This is a genomic window from Pseudidiomarina sp. WS423, from assembly GCF_050750165.1.
GTDB lineage: Bacteria > Pseudomonadota > Gammaproteobacteria > Enterobacterales > Alteromonadaceae > Pseudidiomarina > Pseudidiomarina fusca.
Window position 1 is genome coordinate 123876 of the sequence record NZ_JBOJLN010000003.1, and the last position, 24384, is coordinate 148259.

Sequence of the window (24384 nt, forward strand, 5' to 3'; positions counted from 1 at the left end):
TAATTAACGATGAACATAGTAATAAAACCGTTGGCCCAGTCGGCGAAACCGCGCGAATGGAAAGCGCGGTAACGCCGATTGATAAAACGGTAGTGCCGGTAGCTCAGCGCCCATGGCCAGCTGAGCTACCCGCTGCCCCGCCAACTGAGTAAAAGTCACGCCCGCCCCACAGTAACCCATGCTGGTAAAAACCCCCGTGCTTGGTGAATAAATCCGCGGGTAGTCATCCAAGGCCACACTCACCCAACCACTCCAAAAGTACTCGGCTTGAATACCACGCAAACAACTGAAGGTATCGGCCAAGGCGGCTAGTAAGTGCTCACGATAGCGCGGTTTATCCGCATCTTTGCCGGTAATGGCACCACGTCCGCCAAACAAGAGACGCTGATCTGGCAGCAATCTAAAATAATATTTCAGCGCTCGGGTATCCATTACCAAGCGTTGACTCGTCAGTTTGATGGTGGCTAGCTCGGTTGGGGTTAGCGGCCGCGTCACCACCACACTCGATAACACCGGCAGGGTGCGCCCCTGAACACTTGGATGTAAGTTCTGGGCGCTGTAGCCATTGCTAGCAATAATCACTTTGGCGCAGCGAATGGTGCCCGCTGGCGTGGTGAGATGATGCTGTTGCTGCGGATCGGTATGCCAGTGTTGCACCGGAGTATGGCTGCATAGTTGGGCGCCGGCCTGGTCGGCCTGACGGGCAACGCTAGCGGCGAGTAATAGCGGGTTTCGCCAAAGCGTTTTGCCCACGTCGCATAACCTAAGCGGCCGGTACCCGGCATGGCAAAGCCGGCATTACGGCTAGAGCACCCCCAGCCCAGTTGGTTGGCTTCTAACACCACCACCTGCTGCTGATAGCGCTCGGCCAATTCTAACGCGGCATTGAGCCCGGTGTAACCGCCACCGATAATCACCACATCGGCGTAGTTTGGTAACGGACCCGCGGTTGCGGGCCAGCTGGTGTGACTGTGATCTTGCCAATAGCTTGGCGCAGGGGGCTGCTGCGGACCCGGACACGAATCATGAAGCGGGTCGTACATCATTATTTAAATCTCAAGATCATCTCGCCGGCGCTACAGTAACAAATACCGTCACATACCGGGCAGTGATAGCCATCGTTGACGGATAAATCGTACCAACGCTTACCATGCTCTTCGATAAGCTCACCGCCGCAACGAGTAAAGTATTCAAAGGCAGCGTTATCTGGGCTTTGCATCCAAATGTGCGCCAAGCCGGCACGACAGCCAAGCTTCTTCGCTTCGTTAATGCTGCGCTCTAGCATGCCGCGACCAATCCCAGCGCCGCGAATATCAGGATCCACCGCCACGCATTTAAAGTAGCACATCTGCTCAGGGGCCACCGGCCACTCTGCCGGTGTACAGTGGTCATCTAACTCCCAGTTACCCGGCGCAAAGGTCAATCGGATGCCCGCTAATTGGCCATCCACAAACGCCAACCAATTGAGGTTAATCCCATCTTTGATGCCACGCTCGGCATAATCGGCCAATGATTCATCGGTAAGATAATTATCACCATGAACCTTGTTGCCAAGTTCTATCACGGCGTCGAAATCAGCCGCGGTAAGTTGTTTATATGAAACCATAAATAGCTACCTTGCTAAGCAAGTAAATGTAAACTGCAGTTTAGCGCGCTAGTTTATCATTGTTTTTTTACCTACGCCCAATCGCTCGATAAAAAAGGCTGCCGTCCAGAACCTGAACGGCAGCCTGCAACAAATAAGCTTTAACTTGCTTAGTAACGGTAATCGTCAGATTTGAATGGCCCTTCAACCGTCACATGAATGTAGTCTGCTTGCTGCTGGGTAAGTTTGGTCATAACCCCACCAAAACCCTGCACCATGTAACGCGCTACTTCTTCATCTAACTGTTTAGGCAACACTTCTACCCGCAATTGAGCCGCTTTATCGGCAGCTGGCAAGTCAGCAAATTTCTCGCTGAACAAATGCATTTGCGCCAATACTTGGTTAGCAAAGCTGCCATCCATGATTCGGCTTGGGTGGCCTGTGGCATTACCTAAATTCACCAAACGTCCTTCAGACAACAAGAGTAAGTGGTCACTAGCATCATCGCTACGATAGATTTTGTGAACCTGTGGCTTCACTTCATCCCAGCGCCAGTTGTCACGCATAAACTTGGTATCAATTTCATTATCAAAGTGACCAATGTTACAGACCACAGCAGTTGATTTAAGCGCCGCTAACATGTGCTTGTCGCACACATTCACGTTACCCGTGGTGGTGACTAGCAAATCGGTGTTTTGTAACAAATCGCGGTTAATGCCATCAGCGCTGCCAGTGTTAACACCGTTCAGGTAAGGCGACACCACTTCGTAGCCATCCATACAGGCTTGCATCGCACAAATCGGGTCTACTTCAGTCACTTTAACAATCATGCCTTCTTGACGGAGGCTAGCTGCAGAACCTTTACCCACATCTCCGTAGCCAATAACTAACGCTTTTTTACCAGCCAACAAGTGATCAGTAGCGCGCTTAATGGCATCGTTTAAGGAATGGCGGCAGCCGTATTTGTTATCGTTCTTAGACTTGGTGACAGAGTCGTTGACGTTAATCGCAGGTACTTTCAGCTCACCATGCTTCAACATTTCTAACAAGCGATGCACACCGGTAGTGGTTTCTTCGGTAATACCATGAATCTTGTCTAGCATTTGTGGGTATTTTTGATGGATCAGCAAGGTTAAATCGCCGCCGTCATCAAGGATCATGTTGGCATCCCACAATTCGCCGTTCTCATGGCAAGTTTGCTCTAAACACCACTCGTATTCTTCTTCGGTTTCGCCTTTCCATGCAAATACTGGCACCCCAGCTGCTGCCATAGCTGCCGCAGCGTGGTCTTGGGTAGAAAAGATATTGCACGACGACCAGCGCACTTGTGCGCCTAATTCAATCAGGGTCTCAATTAACACAGCTGTTTGAATGGTCATATGGATACAACCAATAATACGCGCACCAGCCAGTGGCTTGCTATCCGCGTATTTGCGACGAATGGTCATCAAAGCTGGCATCTCTGTCTCAGCAATGGCAATTTCTTTGCGGCCCCAAGCGGCCAAATTAATATCTGCTACTTTGTAATCTTGCATGTAAAACCTCGTTAAAACCGCAAGCCCAAAGCTCACGGCGTTGTTGCCTTTACCCAGCGAATTCTGGTTGATGCTGTAATCGGATCAGCAGCTGTTGCTGGCGATCGGGGCTCAGGCGTGGGCCAAAATTAGAAACGACCTCAGCTGCGGCATGGCTTGCCAATAGTCCGCAAGCGGCTAGGCTATAGCCGCGGGTGATGCCGTACATCATAGCGCCGGCAAACATATCGCCAGCACCGTTGGTGTCGACTGCTTTAACCTTCACGCCAGGCACCGCTACTTGGCGGGTACCGTCGCCGAGTAGGGCACCGTCTTTACCTAAGGTAATAGCCACTAAATGAGCGCGCTGCTGCAATAGCTGCATGGCTTCTTGTACGTCATCAGTACCAGTTAGGATCCGTGCTTCTTCCTGATTGCAGAACATCACGTCTACGCCACCATCAAGAATGGCTTCGATGCCGTCACCAAAGTATTTCACCATGGCAGGATCGGAGCAGGTCATGGCAATCTTGGTACCGTTAGCGCGCGCGATTTCTTTCGCCCGGGCAATGGCTTCTAGAGCAATCGGCGACGTCACCAAATAACCTTCAATATAAAGGTACTCGGCACGGGCAATGGCCGCTTCGTCTAATTCAGCTACGGATAAGTCGGCAGTGATACCTAGGTAGGTACGCATGGTGCGCTCGGCATCAGGCGTGACCATCACTAAACAACGACCGGTTTTGCCTTGGTGCTTCTGGCTGCCGGTGTTGGTGGTGATACCTACGGCTTCTAAGTCTTCGCAATAGAACTTACCGGCTTCGTCGTCGGCTACTTTGCAGCAATAAAAGGCTTTGCCACCAAATTGGGCAAAGCCCACTAAAGAGTTAGCAGCAGAGCCACCACCCGATTGTTTCTTTAATTCGCCGCGGTTAGCTAGTTCAGCGATTAAACGTTCTTGGTCGGCGTCTTCAATCAGCGTCATCATGCCTTTTTCGATCTGATGCTGCTGCAAAAACTCATCGGTTACTTCAAATTCTTGATCGACGAGCGCGTTGCCGATACCAACGATATCAATAGGTTCCATCTTGTCCTCAATCGGGCAGTCATGTAAGGTTCTAAAACAAAAAAATCCGGCCGCACAGTATACCGCAGCCGGATTGGTAGGTCGATATTTTGGCTTAAGCTTTAAAGCCGCCTGGGATACCTTTGGTGGTAATACTTACCGCATCATGCGCATGCAATGATTCGTAGTGGTTTACCCGAATCCAGAAGTCGGCAAACCCAGCGTGCTGATGCAATTCATGTTGTAAGCGCCGTGCGGCATCTTCACAGAACATCAGGTTTTGGCCATTGAGGCGGGCAAACTCTTGCTCATCTTCGCGTTTAACCGCTGCTTGAACCGGAGTTTTCAAGGCATCTTCAATGGCATCGATCAACATGATAATCGGCAACTCGTTGGCTTGCTCCGCTAAAGCTACTTTCACTTGGGCGATTGAGCGCTGGCTATGTGGGGTTGCCACGATACCTTGGGTGGTGCCTAACCAGCGATGTACTAACTCGGCATCAACCTCTTGCTCGGTGCCAAACTGCTCGGCAAAAGCTTCTTGAATTAATTGCCGCGCCAACGCTGCCGAACATGGGCAGGTAGACGAGTAGGGCACTTCAACGCTAAGCTCAAGCTGCAGGTTGCCATTATCGTAGCGACCAACTACAGTCACAGGATAGGCTTTCCAACCTTGCTTTTTGCTGATCAACGACTTGCGGCGTAAATGATAGTCAAAACTAAATTTTACATAGGCTTGATCGGCCAAACCTTCGTGACTATCAATAAAATCGTGCAATAATGTGCGCAACGATTGATGGCTTAACACATCGTTATTGGATAAATCTTCCAGTAACAGGTATAAACGAGACATGTGAATGCCTTTCGCTTTCGGATCGGTCAGATTCACAAAGGCATCAACGCGAGCGCTGACTGGGCGCTCTGGCTCGTTGGCGGCACCGACTACCAGCGGCATCTCGATGTTGCTCATGCCAACCCAATCAAGCTTACCCTCGGTTTGCGCGCGGGTTTGATTGGCGATATCTGGCATCATAGTAGGGGTTGCTGTTGGCATGCTGTACGGCTCCAAACGTTACAAATTAGCTGATGTACCCAAAAAGGGTCGGTATTATACTAGATTCAAGCTGATTACGGTAGTTTGCCATACTTGGTTCATTTTTTAGGTTAAACTTTATCGATTGGGGATATCGAAAATCCCATCCCATAACACAAGGAAGCGGACAAGATGTTAGACGAAAAATTACTCACGCAGTATCACGAGCTACTTGGCAACGAAGGCGTGCAAGAAATGTACGAAGCCTTTGCCAGCAATATTGGCGGTTATGTCGATTACCTCACCCGGCTGATCAAAGCCCGTGATGAAGAGCAAACCCGCTCGCAGGCGCACAAAGTTAAAGGCGCGTGTCGTACGCTTGGTTTACGCCAATTGGCGGCACACATGGAATGGCTGGAACGCGAAGAGTGGCACTGGGATCAAGTGGATGACATGTTGGCACAGTGGGTTTTAGAATTACCACTGCACCAACATCAACTACGTCACTGGTTAAAGGCTCGGGGAATTGAGTGACGGTTGTTCTAAATGTTTGATATTGACGTCGCCGACAAAACGGTAACCCTCACCATGAATGGTGGTGATTAAGTTTGGCGAGGTCGTATCACTTTCAAAGTGACGACGAATACGACGAATGGCAACATCAACGGTGCGGTCATTCGGACGTAATTCACGATCAAGCATCTTCTTAACTAAGGTTTCGCGGTCTAAAATTTTACCTGGGTTGGTCAGGAATAATTCCATCGCGCGGTACTCGCTCTTCGGTAACCGGAACATTTTACCATCCGGTGAGAACAAGCAGCGGCTATCGCTTTCAAGGCGCCAGCCATTAAAGTCGTACACAATACTGTCGTGACCAACAGCTTTCTGTTGGCTTTTCAAGGCTTCAATACGACGGTACAAGTTGCGTACGCGAATAATCAATTCTTTGGGGTTGTATGGCTTGATGAGGTAGTCATCAGCACCTAGCTCTAACGCCAGCAGGCGATCTTCTTCAGCATCACGGCCAGTTAAGAACACTAACCCGATGTTATCGTTTTCACGTAACTTTTCAGCAAGCTCGATACCGCTCTTGCCTGGTAGGTTCACGTCCATGATCACCAAATCGATTGCCTGACGCGCCATAATACGCTGCATTTGCATGCCATCGGCAGCATCAAATACATCGTAGCCCTCTTGTTGGAACAAGCGGGTAAGAGTGTTTCGGGTGACAACTTCGTCTTCAACAATCAGTAGTCTTGCGCTCATAATGTCGGTCCAGGAATTCTGTTAACATGTGTTGAAATTTGGTAATAGGAAAATAGTGTAGCATGTAAATTAACATATCGCCCAATTTTTTTCGTACAGCTGTTCGATAATGCCAATCGAAATTTTTATCGGGCCTAGTCGGCGCTAGCCAAAAGTGTTTAATTAGCCACTAGCTCAACCGGTATGGAAATTCTAAAAGCCGCACCGTGATTGGCAATCGGGTCGATTTCTATGGTCCCTTTTAAAACCTGATGCACCAGATTATACACCAAATGCATGCCTAAGCCGGTCGCACCTTGGCCACGTTTACTGGTTACAAACGGCTCAAAGATATGACCACTAATAGACTCAGGAATTCCCTCGCCATTATCACGATAGTGGATCAGTAACCGGCCACTATGGTTGCTGCTGCTGTTATCCGATACAAAACTGAAATGGAGATGAATGTGTGGATTTTCAACTGTATGAAAAGCATGCTGTGCAGAGTTTTGAAACAGCTGCGAAATCACCGAGGCCAGCGGGCCGGCTAAACAACGCACGGTAAGTTGCGCTGACACGTCAATCACAATGTGCACCCGGTCTAATTCTGGATAGCGGCTATGCAACTGCTGCAAAATGTCTTGGCTGAAGCTACCTAGGGTAATCGCCCGCTCTGAATCACTGTACTGCTCTAGCCCTAACTGCTGGAAGGCATTCACAATATCAGCGGTACGACCGAGGTTGCGAGTTACCAATTCTAAGTTTTCCGTAAACGAGGTTAAAAAGTGCTGCATGTCGTCGCTCGTCAGCTTTTTCTCGTTGAACTTAGTTGCAAGGGCCTCCAGCTTGTCTTGCAAAATAGAACTAGACGTCACCGCCAAACCCACCGGTGTGTTCATCTCGTGGGAGATCCCTGAAATCAGGCGACCAAGCGATTGCATTTTGCGTGCCTCAACAATCTCATGCTGATACTGATGCAGCTCATCTACCACATCGGTTAGATCTTGGTTGGCCGCGCGCAGCTGTTGCGTGCGTACCTCAACCTGGCGTTCAAGCTCTTTATTGAGTTCGCTAGCGCGCTGCTCGGCAATATCTTGTTTTTCGATATGCTGCTGAATGCGCTCTAACAGCGAGTTAAAAGCGTGGCTCACTTGGTCTAATTCCGCCAACTGCACTTCGGCTAACTTAGAGCTGTAGTCGCGATTACGGGCAATGGCGTTGATATCAGCTACCATGCTATCCAAGGGCTGGGTAATACGGCGGCGCAACCACAGGCTTAAGGTCCAGCTCAGGGCAAAGCCCGCTGAGATAGCCGCTAGAGTGAGCCCGGTGCTCAGTGCTATGGCATGATCTAGCTCACTGCGCGAACTGCGTAAATAAACGTAACCGAGTAACTTGCCATCCAGCATGATGGGCTTAGCAAATTCATAATAACGCTCGCTTCGTACCGGCTGTGACAGCTCTTGGGCGCGGTCATAACGCACCGGGATCGGACTGCTTTGCTCGGCGTAAAAGCTCGCAAAAAACGTCAAACTTTCGCTGATAGGCTCAAATTTATAGACATGTACATGCTGCACCAAAGGCAGATAGGTGAGGCTGGTTAGCCAAGTATCGGCTTGTTCCGCCTGCGCAAAAACCAGCGCCGGGGTAACATTACGCTCCACATAAGCCACCAAATTACGCGTGTCTTGGCGAAGGTTTTGGTCAATATCACGAACATACATCAAACTAAGGGTTACACTAGCAACCGCCACCAACAAGGTGGTGATGAGAATCACCAGTTGCGTGACGCTGCGTTTGATGGAGCCGATCTGATAATTGACCATCATAAACTAACCGCTATTGCCACTGCCGCTGGCGTGGCTTGCGCTGACGGCTAGCTGCTGGCGCTGATTTGGGCTTGCTGGGACTGGCGCGGCGCACCGATTTAATCGCCTTGTAGACGGCAAATTTATTATCTTGGGCAACCCGTTCGCAATGGCCAAAAGCTTGCTCTATCAGCTCCGGCCAAGGTAAGAAGCGGTTCGCCACCACCCACAACTCACCGCCTTGACACAAATGCTGATTCACCTGCTGTAAAAACTGTTGGCCAATGCTGTAATCCGTGGCTGTGCCCGTGTGAAAAGGCGGATGGCTTACCACGTAGTTAAAGCCATGCTTAAAACTGGGCTCTTTGCTCGCTGCCATTAAGCTATCAGCGGCAATCAAATGGCCCTTCAGCTGGTTGCTACGCAGGGTTTCAGCACAGGCGGCCAAGGCCATTGCACTGACATCCAAATAGCTCACCTCTAACTGCGGTTGTGCTTGTTGCAGCACAGCTCCTAACACGCCATGACCACAGGCAAAGTCAAGCACCCGGCCGTGACTGATGCGGGGCAAATGCTGCAGCAGCATGGCGCTACCTTCATCAATGCTCGGAAACGCAAACACCCCAGGTAAACTAGCTAAAGTTAATGGCGCTTGCTCAGCCGCGCCCTGATAAGTCGTGTAAACAAGATAATCAGCTAGGTCAAACTGGGCTAAAGGCTCGCTGATTTGACAATGTAGCAACAGCGAGTGGTTACCAATAGCAACTTTATGCGCTGCTGTAACCGAGGAGGGTAAATTCTTATGAATACTCTTGATACCACCACGATTTTCACCAACCAACCAAATATCAGTGCCGACTGGCAACAAAGCTCGCAGCGCATCGAGCAGAAACAGCGTTAGGGCCTTTTCTTTAGGTAACCAAACCAACGCAGCTGCGGCAGCTGGCACGTCCGTCAACGACGGTGGTTGCGCGCCAAAATGCTGAGCCACGTGCGGTTGCTGGGCCTGCCATTGCGCTGCATAACCAGCATGTAAATGCCATACCCCTGCCACGTTAAGCTCGCTCACCACACCGGCATCGGGCGCATTAACAAGTAACAACGGCTGCTGGCCAAACTGCTGCTGTTGGCGCAGAACAAGTTGTGAGGGTGGCTGCAATGCCTGCATAAGTTTCTTACTCGCGGTTAAATGGGCTTCTGCGCATAGGCTTCAGCAAAAACATCGACGTTTTCGCTGGCATGCTCAATCACTTCACTATCAAATTGCGCCACATTAAACAGCGCCTCGCCTTCATTAGCCACCGGGATGTTACTAATACCAATCACGATGCCATGATAGGGGCTTTTAATCGCATGCAGCTCTTCGCCGTGGGGGTTTACAGTTTGCGCAATCACTTGGCCCTTGGTAATGGTTTGGCCCAATTCAATTTTAGGGATCACCAAGCCATCGTATTCGTTGCGCACCCAGCCACTGCGATGGGCCACCACCGGCCGCACTTTTTTACGACTGCGCCGACCTTTTAGCATCTTTAACGACTTCATCACGTTCTGCACGCCGGTTACCCCGGCTTTTATGGCTGCATAGTCAAACCGCAGAGCCTCACCGGCTTCGTATAAAATCAGCGGAATACCAAGTTCTGTGGCCAGAGAGCGCAACGAACCATCGCGTTCTTTTGAGTGCAAGATCACCGGCGTACCAAAGGCCTCAGCCATATCTAGCGCTTCAGCGTTATCGGTATCGACGCGAATTTGTGGCAAGTTGCTACGGTGAATGGCGCCGGTATGCAAATCAATAATATGGGTGGCGTTTTGTACCAGCATTTCGTTAAACAAGAAGGCTAGCCGACTACCTAAAGCCCCCCGCTCAGAGCCTGGAAAACAGCGATTCAAGTCGCGTCTATCAGGCAGGTAACGTGACTGCTGAATAAAACCAAATACATTCACCACCGGCACAATAATCACGGTGCCGGCTAATTCTTTAGCATCTAAAATGCCCATCAAGCGTCGGCATACTTCAATGCCATTCAGCTCATCGCCATGAATGGCGGCACAGACCAACAAACAAGGGCCCGGCTTAACGCCATGAAACACCTCAGCATGCAAATCCATCGGGGTATCGTTGTAGAGCCGAGCGGCTGGGATTTTGACGCTATGGCGCGAGCCTGGAGCTATTTTTTTGCCAGCTAATTCAAACGAGCGTTGTTTCATGCAGAAACCCTAAGTCAAAAGGCGGGAGCGGACTTAGCCGCGCCCCTTGGTACGAGTTTTATTGACTGCTGCGTTTTTTTCAATAAACGAAATAATCTGGTCAGCAACATCTTTGCCAGTGGCCGCTTCAATCCCTTCTAGCCCAGGCGACGAGTTAACTTCCATCACCAACGGACCATGGTTAGAGCGTAAAATATCCACACCCGCGACATTTAAGCCCATGGTTTTAGCTGCTTTAACCGCAGTAGCACGTTCAGCAGGAGTTAATTTAACTAAGCTGGCGGTACCACCTCGGTGTAAGTTAGAACGAAACTCACCGGCTTTGGCTTGGCGCTTCATGGCGGCAATTACTTTATCGCCAATCACAAAACAGCGAATATCCGCACCACCTGCTTCTTTAATGTACTCTTGCACCATAATGTGCGATTCCAAGCCCATAAAGGCTTCAATCACGCTCTCAGCCGCTTGCCGGGTTTCAGCTAATACCACGCCAATACCTTGGGTGCCTTCCAGTAACTTAATCACCAGCGGGGCGCCACCCACCATGTCAATTAAATCAGGAATATCTTGCGGCTGACTAGCAAAGCCGGTGGTTGGCAAGCCAATGCCTTTACGGCTTAACAGCTGTAACGAGCGCAGTTTGTCGCGGCTACGAGAAATCGCCACGCTTTCGTTAAGCGGGTACGTGCCAATCATTTCAAACTGACGCAGTACCGCAGTACCAAAGAAAGTAATCGAGGCCCCGATGCGCGGAATCACCGCATCGTAGGTCGGTAAATCTTTACCCTTCATGTGAATTGACGACTCGCGTGCGTTGATGTTCATGTAACAGCGCAGGGGGTCGAGCACATCCACAGTGTGGCCGCGCAGTTCGGCGGCTTCAATGAGGCGGCGCGTTGAATATAATTTGGCGTTACGCGATAGTATGGCAATTCTCATGCGGTGGCTCCAGGCTGGCCAAGTAAATAAGATTTATCAGGGTCGACAACAAAATGGCCGCGCATGGCTTGGCGGCCTAATAGCATTCTAAACTTCATGGTGTCGCGATTGGTTAGGGTTAATTCTACCGGGGCATCGAAGTTGCCCACGTGCAGGCGCGTTAAAATAACATAGCGCATCTCGGTATGACCACCAGAATCTGTGACTTCGCGTTGGTCATGAATTTTGGCTTCACAAACCAATTCACGGTCGCTGTGCTGCTCGGGGTGCAACCAAATTCGCAGCCACTCTTCGCCTTGATTGCTGAAAGGCTCTAACTTAAACGCATGCAAACAAGACGTCCGTGCGCCTGTGTCTACTTTCATTTTTATGGCACCAATGCCCAGCTCCGGCAGTGCTCCCCACTCTCGCCAACCGAGTGTATCCATGAAAATTTCCTTCTCTGCTGCTGCATATACTCAGCAGTTTATCATTGTTTGCTAAATTGTTTGCTAATTAACGCATAGAATTAAAGTGCAAAAGTGCGTTGAATGATCTGCTCAGTAAATTGGGTTTTTAAATAAAAGCCCCTCGGTAACGTCTGAATGAGCTCGCCTCCAGGACCAATCGCATCCGTTAACACCCGGCTATTAGCGGCTTTCGGTCGTAACTGCAGCACTTGCCCTTGGTGAGCAGTAATGGTTTCCACTTGGCCTAGGGCAATGCGGTCCATGTGTTCCTGCCAATCTTGTTGCAACAAGTGTTCTTCTGCAGCAGTAGGCTGCCACAAAAAAGCTGTACCAATGCAGCGTTGCGCTAGCGGGATCTCGCGTCGGCCATCAATCGGAATCCACAGCACGCATTGTAATTTATTGCGCACATTACTGTCGGCCCAAGTTAATCCTGTCACCTGAGTTAGCGGTGTGGTGCACACAAAGGTGGTCTCGAGTGGCTTGCCAGCAGCATTAAGCGGGATGGTTTTAAGCTCCACGCCTAGCTCCGGAAAGTCTTGTAACGCCTGTGAACCGGCGCTTGCACCTAAGGCCGCCTCTAATAATTGTCCGACCCAACCCTTGTTACGGCGTAAGTCGGCCGGCACCGTCAAACCATGCGCTGCAGCCACTTCGGCAAAGCTATATCCGGCCAAAGCACTGGCCTTTTCGAAGAGTTGTTTTAAATCCATTGTTGTTGCCATGGCGCGTATGCGGTACCTTATTTCTTTTAATATTAGCTTGATTATGGAAAAATCTATTCCATAAGTCGAATTTATGAGGGCGCTCGCGTGATAGACGCTGAAGGATTTCGCGCCAACGTGGGAATCATCATCTGTAATGAGCACGGTCAGGTGTTTTGGGCACGGCGGTTGGGCCAGCATAGTTGGCAGTTTCCGCAAGGTGGAATAGATGACGGCGAAAATGCTGAACAAGCTATGTACCGTGAACTCTGGGAAGAAGTCGGATTAAAACCCGAACAAGTAGAGATTGTCTACACCAGTCGCCATTGGTTCCGTTATCGTTTACCTAAACGATTGGTTCGTAAAGAGCAGCGGCCAACCTGTATTGGGCAAAAGCAGAAATGGTTTTTACTGCGGTTAAAATGTCAGGATAAAGATGTTGATGTGATGCAATCGTCGCATCCAGAATTTGATGGTTGGCGGTGGGTGAGTTATTGGTACCCAGTGCGACAAGTGGTGTCTTTTAAGCGCGATGTTTACCGCCGCGTGATGAAAGAGTTTGCCCCATTTGCCTTGGCTCCGTCAGCCAAGAAACCTCGGCCAGCGCGCCGCCGTCGGTAGGCGTCGGCTGCTCCGAAACAAGTATGAAGGCCGCTTATGCCAACCATGTTGCGTGATTTACAACGTATTGTTGAAGCTGTGAATCAAGCGCCAGACTTTGAGCTGGCGCTACGTACCATGGTGCGCCAAATCAAAGCGGCGCTGGATACGGATTCTTGCACCGTCTATGTGGCTGATCACGACCAACAAATGTTTGTGATGGCGGCCACGGATGGGCTCGAAATCCGCTCCGAAACCCCCATTAAAATTGCCTTTGGCGAAGGTGTGATCAGCTTGGCTGCCCGGCGCGAAGAGCCGCTCAACTTTGCCGATGCGAGCAGCCATCCAGCTTTTATTCACATCCCCGAAGTGATTGAATCCCAATACAAAGCCATGTTGGCTGCGCCTGTGATTCATCGGCGTCGGGTGCTAGGTGTGGTGGTGGTGCAACAACATCAAGCGCGCGCCTTTACCAGCGATGAAGAAGCCTTTGTGGTGACCTTGGCGGCCCAGCTAGCGGCGGTTATTGCCCATGCTGAAGCCAAAGGTTTGTTGCATCAGTTTAAACAATCGCCCTGGCTAGAAACCTTTAAAGGCCATCCGGCCGCGCCCGGGGTAGCCATGGGTGAAGCCTATGTGGTGACGCCGCTGGCTCGCTTAAGTGAAGTCACGCCCAAGCGTACCGATATGCCGGAGCACGAAGTACGGCGCTTTCGCTCGGCCGTAGCCCGTACCCGGCAAGAGCTCAACGAACTCAGCGAACGCATGAAGCATCAAGTCGCCGAAGAATCTTTGGCGATTTTTGAGGTCTATCACGCCATGCTCGATTCGGCCTCGCTGGGACAAGAAGTTGAGCAAACCATCAACGAAGGTTGGCGTGCGCAAACGGCGCTAAAAAAAGTCGTTGAGCAGCTCGTAGAACAGTTTGAAAACCTCGATGACGACTACATTCGTGAACGAGCCAGCGATGTTCGTGATCTGGGTCAGCGTATTTTGTCGCACCTGCAAGATCGCAGTCGCCGCCATCTTGAAACCCCAGCCAAATGCATCTTGGTGGCCGATGATGTTACCGCCACTATGCTGGCCGAACTTCCTCATAGCGACATTATTGCCATGGTTGGGGTACGCGGTTCAGGCAACTCCCATGCCGCCATCATGGCGCGTAGCATGGGCATCCCGGCAGTCTTAGGCTTAGCCGATTTAGACATCAGTGAGCTAGGCGGACAAACCCTGATCGTAGATGGCTACAACGGCGATGTATTTGTTAATCCACCTTTGCAGGTGGAGCAGGAATATCAATTGCTGGCCGACGAAGAGCTGGCGTTGCGGCAAAAAGTGATGCAAGGCCGCCATTTGCCGGCTGAAACCACCGATGGCGTACGGGTACAATTGCAACTGAATGTCGGCCTGAACACCGAGCGGGATTGGCTCAGTGAGCTGAACGTGCAAGGGGTGGGCCTGTACCGCACGGAAATTCCTTTTATGATGCAAGAGCGCCTGCCCACAGAACATGAACAAGTGGCTTTGTACGGACAGGTACTCGAACAATTTCGTGGTGCCCCGGTAGTGATGCGCACCCTTGATGTGGGCGGCGACAAACCCCTGCCGTACTTGCCTATGAGCGAAGAGAACCCGTTCTTGGGCTGGCGCGGCATCCGTATGACCTTAGACCACCCTGATATTTTCTTGGTGCAAATCAGGGCCATGCTGAGAGCCTCCGTAGGGCGCAACAACTTACGTATTTTATTGCCGATGATCACCAGCGCCGACGAAGTCGATGAAGCCGTGCGAATGATTCATCAGGCTTACCACGAAGTGGCAGAAGAGCTAGAATGCAGTGTGGACGAACAACTCTATCAGCCGCAAATTGGGGTAATGATAGAAGTGCCAGCGATGATTTATCAGTTGCATTTAGTGGCTGACAAAGTGGACTTTTTCTCGGTCGGCACCAATGATTTAACGCAGTACATGCTGGCGGTGGATCGCAATAATTCGCGGGTAGCAGATTTATACGATACCTATCATCCGGCGGTACTGCATGCGCTGCAGCAAATTGCTCTACGCTGCCAAGAGCTGAATAAACCGCTATCTGTGTGTGGTGAATTTGCTGGCGAGCCAGGTGGCGCCATCTTGCTATTAGCCATGGGCTATCGCAATTTAAGCATGAATAGCTACAACATTGATCGCATTCGCTGGATAATAAGGCACATAGCTGCGGCCGATTTGCCCGAGTTGTTGCACCAAGTGCTGGCCGCTCGCAGCCCCCAACAGGTGCGGCAACGGGTTATCTTAGCCCTAGAAAATGCTGGCTTAGGCGGCTTTGTTCGCGCTGGTGCGTAACGCGCAAGTTCAAGTTGAAAACTAAGGAGCACGAGTGTTACTAACAGGCTGGTTATGGTGTTTAGCCGGAGGCATGGTGGCAGGCTTATTAGCCGGCATGCTGGGTATTGGCGGCGGCCTGGTGATAGTTCCTTTACTGATTTATTTGCTGCCGTTACTCGGCGTTGCCCCTGATTTAGTGGTGCAAATGGCGGTGGCAACCTCGCTCGCCACCATCGTCATGACCACCTCCAGTTCAGCCCGCTCGCATCTCAAGCATGGCCAAGTTAGCTGGTTTTGGGTACGGCGCTTAATTCCGGGGTTGATGGTAGGCGCGGTGATCGGAGCTTGGTTAGCCACCTTGCTGAAACCCGAATGGCTGCAACGTATATTTGCGGTGGTGCTGATGCTGCTTTCCATCCGCATGCTGATTCCACAGCGTGGCGGAGAGTCTCTTACTGACGTATCTAAGCGCTTGATGGCGGTGATTGCTGCTGCAATGGGCACCTTATCGGCGCTGGTTGGTATCGGCGGTGGCTCGCTTACTGTGCCGCTGTTACAACGTTTACGAGTGCCTATTCGACAAGCCATCGCTGTATCATCGGTGGGTAGTTTAAGCATCGGCGTGAGTGCCGCACTAGCGTTTATTATTTTGGGGCAACAGCTAGACAATGCCCATGGCTTGCTAGGGTATGTGCATGTGCAGGCGTGGCTGGCAATATCGATTACCTCGATGCTGTGCGCCCCGCTGGGCGCGCATCTAACCCAAAAGCTGCCGGTCAAACATCTGCAGCGCGGGTTCGCCATTTTCTTAGTTATTATCTCGTTAAAATTAGTTATAGGATAATTCATGTCATCCGAAGTTTTGCACCACCCTTACATCGACCCCATCATTGTTAGTGTTGGGCCTTTAGATTTGCGTTGGTACGGGCTGATGTACTTAGTGGGCTTTTTGTTTGCTTGGTGGTGGGGCAATCGCCAATGCAGAATGTCTCATTATGCCGCCCAAGGTTGGACCGAACAGCGCTTCAGTGATTTACTGTTTTGGGGCTTCATGGGCGTGATTATCGGTGGCCGAGTGGGCTATGTGATTTTCTATCAGTGGGCCTACTTTGTTGATAACCCCCTGTATTTATTTGATATCACCAGTGGCGGCATGTCGTTCCATGGCGGTTTACTGGGGGTGATTACGGTCTTGTGGATTTTCGCCAAACGCAGTCAGCAGAGCCTGTTGGCTATTGGTGACTTTGTTGCGCCGCTGGTGCCCGTTGGGTTGGGGGCAGGACGCATCGGTAACTTTATTAATGGCGAGCTCTGGGGGCGCGTCAGTGATGTGCCTTGGGCTATGGTATTTCGCGGCGCCGGTGACTTACCACGACATCCGTCGCAGCTGTACCAAGCCGCTCTCGAAGGCCTGTTGCTGTTTTTGGTGCTGGCGCTGTTCAGCCGCAAACCACGCCCTACCGGTGCCATTGGTGGCCTCTTTTTAGTGGGGTACGGGTTAGCCCGCTTCGTGGTGGAATATGCCCGCCAACCCGATGAGCATCTTGGCTACCTCGCCTTTGGTTGGTCGATGGGACAATGGCTAAGCGCGCCTATGGTGCTGGCCGGCGTCGGCTTAATGATCTATGCCTATCGTGCGGGTGCAGGTACCAGTGCCAGTGCTAGCAAGAGCAAAGGAGCAAACCGATGAGACAATACCTCGATTTGTGCCAACGTATTGTCGATGAGGGCGTCTGGGTCACCAACGAGCGTACCGGCAAACGCTGCCTCACGGTCATCAATGCGGATTTAAACTATCGCGTTGATCTGAATCAGTTACCCTTAATTACCACCCGCAAAAGCTATTGGAAAGCGGCGATTGCGGAGCTACTAGGCTATTTGCGCGGGTATTCCAGTGCCGCTGATTTTCGCGCCTTAGGTGCACCAACTTGGGATGCCAACGCGAATGAAAACCAAGCGTGGCTCGACAACCCTCATCGTCGTGGTACCGACGACATGGGGCGAGTGTATGGGGTACAAGGCCGAGCGTGGATGAAGCCCGATGGGGGCACGGTGGACCAACTGCGTAAAGTGGTGGATAACCTCAGCAAGGGCTTAGATGATCGCGGCGAAATTATCAGTTTTTATAACCCCGGTGAATTTGACTACGGTTGCCTGCGCCCATGCATGCACACCCACAATTTTTCGCTGTTAGGCGACACCCTGTATCTCACTAGCTATCAGCGCTCGTGCGATGTGCCACTGGGGCTAAACTTTAACCAAGTACAGGTGTTTACGTTGCTGGCTCTTATGGCGCAAATTACCGGCCATAAACCGGGTATTGCTTACCATAAAATTGTGAACGCACACATTTACGAAGACCAGCTGCAACTGATGCGCGATGTGCAACTCAAGCGCGAACCTTTTGCCTCGCCGCAACTGCGCATTAACCCAGACATCAAAAGCCTTGAAGATCTCGAAACCTGGGTCACCCTGGATGATTTCGCCGTCGAAGGCTATCAATGTCATCCCCCCATCCAGTATCCATTCAGCGTCTAAGGCCGGCAACGTCGGTCTTGGCTAATAGCTAATAGCTAACACGCCATTTGCTTGTCACAGGAGATCAGCATTGAGTAAGCAACGATTTTCAGGAATTCAGCGGGTGTATGGCCAGCAGGCTACTAACCACTTCAGTGAGCAACATATCGCTGTGGTTGGGCTGGGCGGAGTCGGCTCGTGGGCGGTTGAAGCCTTAGCTCGCAGTGGCGTAGGGCAGTTAACCCTGATTGATTTGGACGATGTTTGTATCACCAATATCAATCGCCAATTGCCGGCGCTTACCAGTACCGTCGGGCAGCTCAAAACGGAAGTGTTAGCAGCCCGGGTACGGGAGATTAATCCTGACTGCCAAGTGCATATCATCGATGATTTTTTAACTGCTGACAATCTTGAAACATGCTTGGGTGGTAGCGTGACCGGCGTGCTGGATGCTATTGACAGTGTGACCGTCAAGGCGGCCATGATTGCTTGGTGTAAGCGGCGCAAATTGCCTCTGGTGACTTGCGGTGGCGCCGGTGGCCAAGTGGATCCGAGCCAAGTAACGTCCGCTGATGTGGCGAAAGCCACGCAAGATCCCTTGCTCGCCAAGGTGCGCTCTATGTTGCGCCGTAATTACAACTTCTCGAAGAATCCTAAACGCAGTTTTGGTGTGACTGCGGTCTATTCCACCGAGCAGCTACGCTATCCCACCATCCTTGCGGATGGCAGCCAAGAATGGTCGCATGCTAAACCTGGCGCTGGCAGTATGCGCATGGATTGCAGTACCGGCTTTGGCGCCGCCATGCCAGTGACCTGCACCTTTGCGATGCATGCAGTCGCTTTACTGCTCAATAAATTAGCCGCCAAAGCGAATGCTTAAGGCGGCTAACACGAAGACCAGTCAGTTTACACCATAGGACGCACACTCTTACCATCTTCACCGGTACGCTGGAACACGCTGTTGATCCGTGCGCTGCGGACAATCAGCCAAGTTAAGCCAAACAAACCAAGGCCTAACACAGCCGCCAACCAACGCCGATAAGTGGTGGCATTATAGACCCCGCCATTACCCACAGCGACGGGCTCGAGTGGCGCCAACGGTAAGTTATAGCGCTCGGCTAAGCCTTTGATACCAATCATATGGATACCCGGCGTGCCTTCGCGAATAAAGTGTCCCATCACGGTTTCTACCGCAAAAGCGCGCGCTGGAGCATCGTAAATCAGCCCTGATTTAAACTGATCATCAATCCCTGGCGGGCCCACAATGGTGGCACCACCACCAACGTTAATAAAGGCTTTGTACTTCTCACCTTCAGCGTATTCACGAAACAGGGCAACGCGTTCAGCAACGGCTTCTTGGTAATCTTGTGGTTCTAATAACGGAATATCAGCGCGATCGATACTTTGTTTGATCAGCGCAATCCCCTCTGCCGACAGATCCACACCACGGTCCTCTACGCCACCGATAGATACTGCAATAGGTTTTAACGAGAGCTTGCCGCGTTGGCGTAGCTCGCGTTCCATATCAATCCAGAGCAAGCCCGGCACGTTCGCGCCCCATTGTGAAGACGAAGCCGAAGCAATGATGACCGGCTCGGCACCAATCGCTTCGATAGCTGAATACACCGCAAGGTTCATGGCCGGAAACGAGCCAGATACGGTCACCGCCACCTTGTCGCCTGGTTCAACGCCGGCTTGCTTCATCAACTTCACCGCCACTGCCGCCCAGTTCGGGTTAATGGTGGTTTGTTTGCTTTCACGGCCACCACGAGTAGTGGTTACCGGGCTGGTCGATACCCCAATCAAGCCAGAGCGCTGCGGATCAAATTCCGGATTAATCGGTTCACGCTGGGCCCGAATCGGTTGCAAGGTATCCATGGCATCACGCATGATGCGAGCTGCAGTAACCATGGTGGTGTAGTTTTCTTCTACCACGGGGTCGCGCTGTTGTAGCTTTTCTGCCAGCAAAAAGGCAGACAAAGCGGCAATCGTCAGAAACACTAAACCCCAGGTAGGTACACCACTCGAGCGCCAATAAATTTTCGTATATTTCGCCATCTGTTACTCCTTACCAACCTGGCATCTGAAAGGCTTGGCTGGCTTCATAAGCGGCCAGTTGATCGGGCATTAAAATAATCAAACTTAAACGTACCAGCACTGCGGTCACTGCAAGACCGCAGAGGGTTTGCAGTACGCCTTGGCGGTCAAACCAAATGGCAATCAAGCCCGGAATGATGTAACCAATTAAATTAGTCTCCATCACCGACATCAGTAGATTTGATTCCAGCATCGCGACTTGCGCTTCGCCTTCGCCTGAGGTGCTGCCCACCATGTCGAGATCAACCCAAGTGACCAAATTAGCTAAAAACACATCAAACAGGCCGGCAATTAAGTAACCGGTTAAAATCATGATGATGGTTTGCCGACGCCCATAAATCACCGCAAAACTAGCCACGGTGCGCACAATCAAATAGGTGAGTAGGGCGGCAAATAAGGTTAACGCTATGCTCATCGGATTGGTGAGTTGCAGCGCCATATAGCCCGGTACCACCAAGCCACCTGCTGCTAACCCCAGCATTTGGCTTAAAAACAACGCAAAGAATAAACCGATACCAATGGCAACGGCCAAAATGTTGAGTGCTATCATACGTGAACCTCTTCAACTGCACGGTTATGGAAAAAGCGTGCGATTTGTTCGCCGCCACCGTGAATATTACACATGCCTACAATCACCGCATGCTGCCCAGATTGCTCTAAAATATGTTCAATAACTTCGGTCACAGGTGCGTTTTCTAACACCAATAACCGCTCCGGCGGGATCCCGTGCTTCAGCGCCGTCCGCACAAACAACAAAGTACCGCTACCAATCAGTAAGTATTTATCGGCTGGCGTCCATTCGGCTGCAGCTTCGGCCATTTGCTGACTACGATGGGGGCGATCGGCCCGACAGTTAATCAGTGCGATACGTTTGCGCGGTTCGCCATCTTCTGTTTGTGCTGGCGCATGGAGCTTCAGGATATTCTCCCAAATCGAACCGGTAGATTCCGGGTCGTTAGCAGCAAAGGCATTGACGAACATCAAGTGACGATTAAAGTAGTTGATTTTTAAGATTTGCATGGCGCCGGCTTCGGGCTCAAGGGCCAGCATACCTTGCAGCGCTTGTTGCCGGTCGACCCCAACAAACTCACAAATCTTCAGTGCCAAAGCGACGTTTTCGGCATGCTCGCGATACTTAAATTGGCTCATGGTGTCGGCATCAATCGCCTCTACCTCTGCTAAGCTCACCGCGTGCATGGTGCTGCGTCTATCCGCCGCGGCATCGCTAAGAATAGAGAGCAAATCGCGTTCGGCAGTAAACATATCACCGCGCACACTGGTACTGCCGGCTAACGCCAAAGCAACATCCGTTTCGTTCGGGCCCATCACGTCCAAATGGTCCGGCCGCGCATTGGTGATCACGCCTATATTAGAGCGCACCATTTTCAGCTCGGTTAGCGATTGATAATGAGGCTGCAGGGCCATGCACTCAATGACCACGGCTTGGGGCTTGAGTGCCGCCATCCGCTTTAATAAGCGCATCTGCTCTAGAATATTGGCTCCAGCAATCCGATAAATCGGAAACTCACGGCCATCAGGGTCGGTCATCGCTGCGGCTGAACCTGTGGTTTTGGCACAGGTACGAATACCACCACCACGCAAACCGGCGGCAATTAGACGAGTGACAGAAGTTTTGCCACGGGTGCCATTCACATGAATGCGGATGGGAATAGAACGTAGCGTCCACCGGTGGCTGAGTGCTTCAAAGGCAAGCAGCACTACCAACGTCAGCCATAGCCCTAACATCAGCAGCAGCATGGTTGGAATGTATTGGAACATCTGATCGGTCATATCAGCTCCATCAGGTTATCGAGTCAGAATACTTGCTCAACTCAGTCTAGCTGCTTCTTAAAAAATTGCTTCTTCAAGCAAACCAGCTAGTTACTAGGGTCTTTACAATGCAATCATTACGAACTGATCTACGCTTTAATACAACCAACAGATGATGACTTTACCTAAGCTTTACCCTTGATTGCAGCCACCACAGCCTGCAAACCATCGCGTCGCGACTCACTGATGTAGTCATCTAAATGTAACGCCTGCAGATAGGCCGCCAAATCAAACGCTTCTAGTTGCGTGGGGCTGGCGCCTTGCAACGCTTGCTTGATCAGCTGTAACAGACCATGAATGGTGCGCGATTCACTACCAAGCTCAAGCTGTAAGGACGCAGTCTGCGGTGCAGCGGTTGGAGTGGCGGGGCCGCTGGTGCTCGCCAGCCATTGGCATTGCAACCATACCTTAGCTTCGCAGCCAAACACCTCAAATTGCGGTTGCTGCAAGGCCGATGTAAGGGGCGTCTGCTTAGCTAACAGCACCAATTCGCGCAGCCGCTGATCGGGCTTCACAAAACTCGTCGCCAGTTGCTTGAGATCGGATTCAGAGAGGATGCCGTACATGATATGAAACAAACCTTGCTAAGAAATATGGCGGTAAGAGTACCATTTTTGCTGCGAAAAATGTTAATCTTGCAGAGTCTAAATCCATTTTTGAACTGAAAATAACACAACAGGAACGACACCATGAAAGTATTAGTGGCGGTGAAACGCGTCATTGATTACAACGTTAAAGTTCGCGTCAAAGCGGACCAATCAGACGTTGATCTAGCCAATGTCAAAATGGCTCTTAACCCGTTCTGTGAAATTGCGGTAGAAGAAGCTGTTCGTCTTAAAGAGCAAGGCCATGCCACCGAAGTTGTGGTGGTCAGTATTGGTCCTAAAGCAGTGCAAGAGCAACTGCGTACCGCCTTAGCGCTAGGCGCCGACCGTGCTATTCAAGTTGAAACTGATGAACTACCAGACTCACTTGCGGTAGCTAAGTTATTGCAAGCCGTGGTTGCCAAAGAAGAACCACAGCTGGTGATTCTGGGCAAACAAGCTATCGATTCAGACAACAACCAAACCGGGCAAATGCTTGGCGCCTTAACCGGTATGCCACAAGGTACCTTTGCCTCAAAAGTGAACGTTGCTGAAGGTAGCGTGCAGGTCACTCGTGAAATCGACGGTGGCTTACAAACGGTGAAGCTGCAATTGCCAGCTATCGTCACCACCGACCTACGTTTAAATGAGCCGCGCTACGCATCTTTGCCAAACATCATGAAAGCGAAGAAGAAGCCGCTAGATGTGATGAGCGCCGCCGATTTAGGCGTCAACGTAGCCCGTACCGTAAACTTATTAAAAGTTGAAGCCCCAGCAGAACGTAGTGCCGGTATCAAAGTGGCCGACGTTGCTGAGTTAGTTGAAAAATTAAAAAATGAGGCAAAAGTGATATGAGCATTCTTCTCATTGCCGAACACGATAACGCTAGCTTAAACGCAGCTACGCTAAAAACCCTAGCCGCAGCCCAACAAATCGGTGGCGACATTCACGTGCTAGTTGCTGGCGCAGGCTGCCAAGCGGTCGCAGAACAAGCTGCACAAGCTGCTGGCGTGAGCAAAGTATTGCTCGCAGATAATGCCGCTTATGGTCATTTCTTAGCTGAAAACTTAGGCGATTTAGTAGCTGATTTAGGTAAGAACTACAGCCATATTCTGGCTGCTGCAACCACCACCGGCAAAAACTTCATGCCGCGCGTTGCCGCTTTGCTAGATGTAGCCCAAGTATCAGACATCATTAGCGTAGAAAGCGCCGATACCTTCAAGCGTCCGATCTACGCAGGTAACGCCATCGCCACCGTACAGGCTACTGATGCCATCAAAGTCATCACCGTGCGCGGTACTGCCTTTGATGCGGTAGCAGCCGAAGGCGGCAGTGCCAGCGTAGAAGCCATCGACGCCGTCTTTAACTCAGATAAAGCTGAGTTTGTTGGCGAAGAACTAGCTCAATCTGAACGCCCAGACCTAACCGCCGCCAGCGTGGTTATTTCAGGTGGCCGCGGCATGCAAAACGGCGAAAACTTCCAGTTACTCGAAAAAGTAGCAGACAAACTAGGTGCAGCAGTGGGCGCATCTCGTGCAGCCGTAGATGCCGGCTTCGTACCAAACGATATGCAAGTGGGTCAAACCGGTAAAATCGTTGCCCCAGACCTGTATATCGCTGTTGGTATCAGCGGTGCTATCCAGCACTTAGCAGGCATGAAAGACTCAAAAGTCATCGTCGCCATCAACAAAGACGAAGAAGCACCGATCTTCCAAGTAGCCGATTACGGCTTGGTCGCTGATTTGTTTGATGTATTGCCGCAGTTAGAACAAGCGTTGTAGAAGAGACGTGATTCGTGCTTCGTGGTTCGTGGTTCGTGCTTCGTGAAAGACGAAAGACGAAAGACGAAAGACGAAAGACGAAAGACGAAAAGAGAGGGCCTT

At 51.1% G+C, this 24384-nt stretch carries 25 protein-coding genes and 1 pseudogene; 9 read left to right on the forward strand and 17 right to left on the reverse strand.

From position 1 onward, the window contains the following. Nucleotides 1-3 precede the first annotated feature (3 nt). The 6 genes and pseudogenes from ACQ661_RS04860 to folE2 all read right to left on the reverse strand — a co-directional run bounded on the left by ACQ661_RS04860 (nt 4) and on the right by folE2 (nt 5219). Nucleotides 4-753 (reverse strand): NAD(P)/FAD-dependent oxidoreductase, encoded by a 750-nt coding sequence (locus ACQ661_RS04860; RefSeq protein ID WP_431667774.1) that lies wholly within the window; start codon nt 751-753, stop codon nt 4-6. Between the two features lie 53 nt (nt 754-806). Next, nucleotides 807-1046, reverse strand: a pseudogene (locus ACQ661_RS04865) (FAD-dependent oxidoreductase); the annotation flags it as partial. Beyond that, nucleotides 1046-1606, reverse strand: a complete 561-nt coding sequence (locus ACQ661_RS04870; RefSeq protein WP_153826387.1) for a GNAT family N-acetyltransferase — start codon at nt 1604-1606, stop codon at nt 1046-1048. The pseudogene ACQ661_RS04865 and the gene ACQ661_RS04870, both read right to left, overlap by 1 nt. 149 nt (nt 1607-1755) lie before the next feature. Further along, nucleotides 1756-3120: an adenosylhomocysteinase gene (gene ahcY, locus ACQ661_RS04875; protein WP_110076692.1), complete on the reverse strand. Its 1365-nt coding sequence runs from the start codon at nt 3118-3120 to the stop codon at nt 1756-1758. 49 nt (nt 3121-3169) lie between these two features. Then, on the reverse strand, nt 3170-4186 hold the full coding sequence (locus ACQ661_RS04880) for an adenosine kinase (protein ID WP_431667775.1): 1017 nt from the start codon (nt 4184-4186) through the stop codon (nt 3170-3172). Between the two features lie 94 nt (nt 4187-4280). Continuing rightward, nucleotides 4281-5219: a GTP cyclohydrolase FolE2 gene (folE2, locus tag ACQ661_RS04885; protein ID WP_228759493.1), complete on the reverse strand. Its 939-nt coding sequence runs from the start codon at nt 5217-5219 to the stop codon at nt 4281-4283. A gap of 171 nt (nt 5220-5390) precedes the next feature. Here folE2 and ACQ661_RS04890 point away from each other — a divergent pair, with 171 nt between their 5' ends. Then, complete coding sequence (locus ACQ661_RS04890; protein ID WP_313932979.1) at nt 5391-5732, forward strand: Hpt domain-containing protein; 342 nt, start codon at nt 5391-5393, stop codon at nt 5730-5732. Here ACQ661_RS04890 and arcA read toward each other — a convergent pair. From arcA to mutH, 7 genes are all read right to left on the reverse strand, one after another. Continuing rightward, a complete protein-coding gene (gene arcA, locus ACQ661_RS04895; RefSeq protein WP_110076689.1) occupies nt 5709-6467 on the reverse strand; it encodes a two-component system response regulator ArcA in 759 nt (252 codons plus the stop codon). The two genes, ACQ661_RS04890 and arcA, sit on opposite strands and share 24 nt — an antisense overlap. 155 nt (nt 6468-6622) lie before the next feature. Beyond that, nucleotides 6623-8272 (reverse strand): ATP-binding protein, encoded by a 1650-nt coding sequence (locus ACQ661_RS04900; RefSeq protein ID WP_431667776.1) that lies wholly within the window; start codon nt 8270-8272, stop codon nt 6623-6625. Nucleotides 8273-8282: 10 nt separating this feature from the next. Further along, the gene (locus tag ACQ661_RS04905) at nt 8283-9419 is read right to left on the reverse strand and encodes a methyltransferase (RefSeq protein ID WP_431667778.1); all 1137 of its coding nucleotides are present in this window, start codon (nt 9417-9419) and stop codon (nt 8283-8285) included. Nucleotides 9420-9436: 17 nt separating this feature from the next. Then, a complete protein-coding gene (locus ACQ661_RS04910; RefSeq protein ID WP_110076686.1) occupies nt 9437-10459 on the reverse strand; it encodes a succinylglutamate desuccinylase/aspartoacylase family protein in 1023 nt (340 codons plus the stop codon). Between the two features lie 33 nt (nt 10460-10492). Next, nucleotides 10493-11398 (reverse strand): 30S ribosomal protein S6--L-glutamate ligase, encoded by a 906-nt coding sequence (rimK, locus tag ACQ661_RS04915; RefSeq protein ID WP_110076685.1) that lies wholly within the window; start codon nt 11396-11398, stop codon nt 10493-10495. Continuing rightward, nucleotides 11395-11826: an ATP-dependent zinc protease family protein gene (locus ACQ661_RS04920; protein ID WP_153826380.1), complete on the reverse strand. Its 432-nt coding sequence runs from the start codon at nt 11824-11826 to the stop codon at nt 11395-11397. The genes rimK and ACQ661_RS04920 overlap by 4 nt, the downstream gene beginning before the upstream one ends. Before the next feature lie 80 nt (nt 11827-11906). Next, nucleotides 11907-12572, reverse strand: a complete 666-nt coding sequence (gene mutH, locus ACQ661_RS04925) for a DNA mismatch repair endonuclease MutH (RefSeq protein ID WP_153826379.1) — start codon at nt 12570-12572, stop codon at nt 11907-11909. An 87-nt stretch (nt 12573-12659) separates the two neighbouring features. On the opposite strand from mutH, the gene rppH reads away from it, so the two are divergent. The 6 genes from rppH (at nt 12660) to tcdA (ending at nt 18870) form a co-directional block, all read left to right on the forward strand. After that, the gene (gene rppH, locus ACQ661_RS04930; protein WP_110076682.1) at nt 12660-13172 is read left to right on the forward strand and encodes an RNA pyrophosphohydrolase; all 513 of its coding nucleotides are present in this window, start codon (nt 12660-12662) and stop codon (nt 13170-13172) included. A 45-nt stretch (nt 13173-13217) separates the two neighbouring features. Beyond that, nucleotides 13218-15491, forward strand: coding sequence for a phosphoenolpyruvate--protein phosphotransferase (gene ptsP, locus ACQ661_RS04935; RefSeq protein WP_153826488.1), 2274 nt, complete (start codon nt 13218-13220; stop codon nt 15489-15491). A 34-nt stretch (nt 15492-15525) separates the two neighbouring features. Beyond that, nucleotides 15526-16317 (forward strand): sulfite exporter TauE/SafE family protein, encoded by a 792-nt coding sequence (locus ACQ661_RS04940; protein ID WP_431667780.1) that lies wholly within the window; start codon nt 15526-15528, stop codon nt 16315-16317. Between the two features lie 3 nt (nt 16318-16320). Beyond that, nucleotides 16321-17163 carry a prolipoprotein diacylglyceryl transferase gene (lgt, locus tag ACQ661_RS04945; RefSeq protein WP_431667781.1) on the forward strand — a complete coding sequence of 281 codons (843 nt, stop codon included), beginning with the start codon at nt 16321-16323 and terminating at the stop codon, nt 17161-17163. Further along, on the forward strand, nt 17160-18011 hold the full coding sequence (locus ACQ661_RS04950; protein WP_431667782.1) for a thymidylate synthase: 852 nt from the start codon (nt 17160-17162) through the stop codon (nt 18009-18011). The genes lgt and ACQ661_RS04950 overlap by 4 nt, the downstream gene beginning before the upstream one ends. A gap of 70 nt (nt 18012-18081) precedes the next feature. Further along, a complete protein-coding gene (gene tcdA / locus ACQ661_RS04955) occupies nt 18082-18870 on the forward strand; it encodes a tRNA cyclic N6-threonylcarbamoyladenosine(37) synthase TcdA (protein ID WP_431667783.1) in 789 nt (262 codons plus the stop codon). Between the two features lie 26 nt (nt 18871-18896). Here tcdA and pgsW read toward each other — a convergent pair whose 3' ends face one another. The 4 genes from pgsW to ACQ661_RS04975 form a co-directional block, all read right to left on the reverse strand. Then, a complete protein-coding gene (gene pgsW, locus ACQ661_RS04960; protein WP_431667784.1) occupies nt 18897-20048 on the reverse strand; it encodes a poly-gamma-glutamate system protein in 1152 nt (383 codons plus the stop codon). A gap of 10 nt (nt 20049-20058) precedes the next feature. After that, nucleotides 20059-20637, reverse strand: coding sequence for a poly-gamma-glutamate biosynthesis protein PgsC (gene pgsC / locus ACQ661_RS04965; RefSeq protein WP_110076676.1), 579 nt, complete (start codon nt 20635-20637; stop codon nt 20059-20061). Then, entirely contained in the window at nt 20634-21878 is a 1245-nt protein-coding gene (pgsB, locus tag ACQ661_RS04970) for a poly-gamma-glutamate synthase PgsB (RefSeq protein ID WP_431667785.1), read from the reverse strand. The genes pgsC and pgsB overlap by 4 nt, the downstream gene beginning before the upstream one ends. Before the next feature lie 164 nt (nt 21879-22042). Then, complete coding sequence (locus ACQ661_RS04975) at nt 22043-22483, reverse strand: SufE family protein (RefSeq protein ID WP_431667786.1); 441 nt, start codon at nt 22481-22483, stop codon at nt 22043-22045. 123 nt (nt 22484-22606) lie between these two features. Here ACQ661_RS04975 and ACQ661_RS04980 point away from each other — a divergent pair, with 123 nt between their 5' ends. After that, nucleotides 22607-23356 (forward strand): electron transfer flavoprotein subunit beta/FixA family protein, encoded by a 750-nt coding sequence (locus ACQ661_RS04980; RefSeq protein ID WP_110076674.1) that lies wholly within the window; start codon nt 22607-22609, stop codon nt 23354-23356. Next, nucleotides 23353-24282 (forward strand): electron transfer flavoprotein subunit alpha/FixB family protein, encoded by a 930-nt coding sequence (locus ACQ661_RS04985; RefSeq protein ID WP_110076673.1) that lies wholly within the window; start codon nt 23353-23355, stop codon nt 24280-24282. Before ACQ661_RS04980 ends, ACQ661_RS04985 begins: the two co-directional genes overlap by 4 nt. Nucleotides 24283-24384: the final 102 nt, after the last annotated feature.

Bases quoted from the DNA above. Each gene is read 5' to 3' on its own strand.
- mutH (WP_153826379.1), bottom strand. From the start codon at position 12,572: ATGGCAACAACAATGGATTTAAAACAACTCTTCGAAAAGGCCAGTGCT.
- ACQ661_RS04920 (WP_153826380.1), bottom strand. From the start codon at position 11,826: ATGGATACACTCGGTTGGCGAGAGTGGGGAGCACTGCCGGAGCTGGGC.
- ACQ661_RS04950 (WP_431667782.1), top strand. From the start codon at position 17,160: ATGAGACAATACCTCGATTTGTGCCAACGTATTGTCGATGAGGGCGTC.
- ACQ661_RS04985 (WP_110076673.1), top strand. From the start codon at position 23,353: ATGAGCATTCTTCTCATTGCCGAACACGATAACGCTAGCTTAAACGCA.
- ACQ661_RS04980 (WP_110076674.1), top strand. From the start codon at position 22,607: ATGAAAGTATTAGTGGCGGTGAAACGCGTCATTGATTACAACGTTAAA.
- folE2 (WP_228759493.1), bottom strand. From the start codon at position 5,219: ATGCCAACAGCAACCCCTACTATGATGCCAGATATCGCCAATCAAACC.
- ACQ661_RS04975 (WP_431667786.1), bottom strand. From the start codon at position 22,483: ATGTACGGCATCCTCTCTGAATCCGATCTCAAGCAACTGGCGACGAGT.
- rimK (WP_110076685.1), bottom strand. From the start codon at position 11,398: ATGAGAATTGCCATACTATCGCGTAACGCCAAATTATATTCAACGCGC.
- ACQ661_RS04870 (WP_153826387.1), bottom strand. From the start codon at position 1,606: ATGGTTTCATATAAACAACTTACCGCGGCTGATTTCGACGCCGTGATA.
- ahcY (WP_110076692.1), bottom strand. From the start codon at position 3,120: ATGCAAGATTACAAAGTAGCAGATATTAATTTGGCCGCTTGGGGCCGC.
- ACQ661_RS04905 (WP_431667778.1), bottom strand. From the start codon at position 9,419: ATGCAGGCATTGCAGCCACCCTCACAACTTGTTCTGCGCCAACAGCAG.
- pgsW (WP_431667784.1), bottom strand. From the start codon at position 20,048: ATGGCGAAATATACGAAAATTTATTGGCGCTCGAGTGGTGTACCTACC.
- ACQ661_RS04880 (WP_431667775.1), bottom strand. From the start codon at position 4,186: ATGGAACCTATTGATATCGTTGGTATCGGCAACGCGCTCGTCGATCAA.
- lgt (WP_431667781.1), top strand. From the start codon at position 16,321: ATGTCATCCGAAGTTTTGCACCACCCTTACATCGACCCCATCATTGTT.
- pgsB (WP_431667785.1), bottom strand. From the start codon at position 21,878: ATGACCGATCAGATGTTCCAATACATTCCAACCATGCTGCTGCTGATG.
- pgsC (WP_110076676.1), bottom strand. From the start codon at position 20,637: ATGATAGCACTCAACATTTTGGCCGTTGCCATTGGTATCGGTTTATTC.
- ACQ661_RS04910 (WP_110076686.1), bottom strand. From the start codon at position 10,459: ATGAAACAACGCTCGTTTGAATTAGCTGGCAAAAAAATAGCTCCAGGC.
- ACQ661_RS04900 (WP_431667776.1), bottom strand. From the start codon at position 8,272: ATGATGGTCAATTATCAGATCGGCTCCATCAAACGCAGCGTCACGCAA.
- ptsP (WP_153826488.1), top strand. From the start codon at position 13,218: ATGTTGCGTGATTTACAACGTATTGTTGAAGCTGTGAATCAAGCGCCA.
- ACQ661_RS04890 (WP_313932979.1), top strand. From the start codon at position 5,391: ATGTTAGACGAAAAATTACTCACGCAGTATCACGAGCTACTTGGCAAC.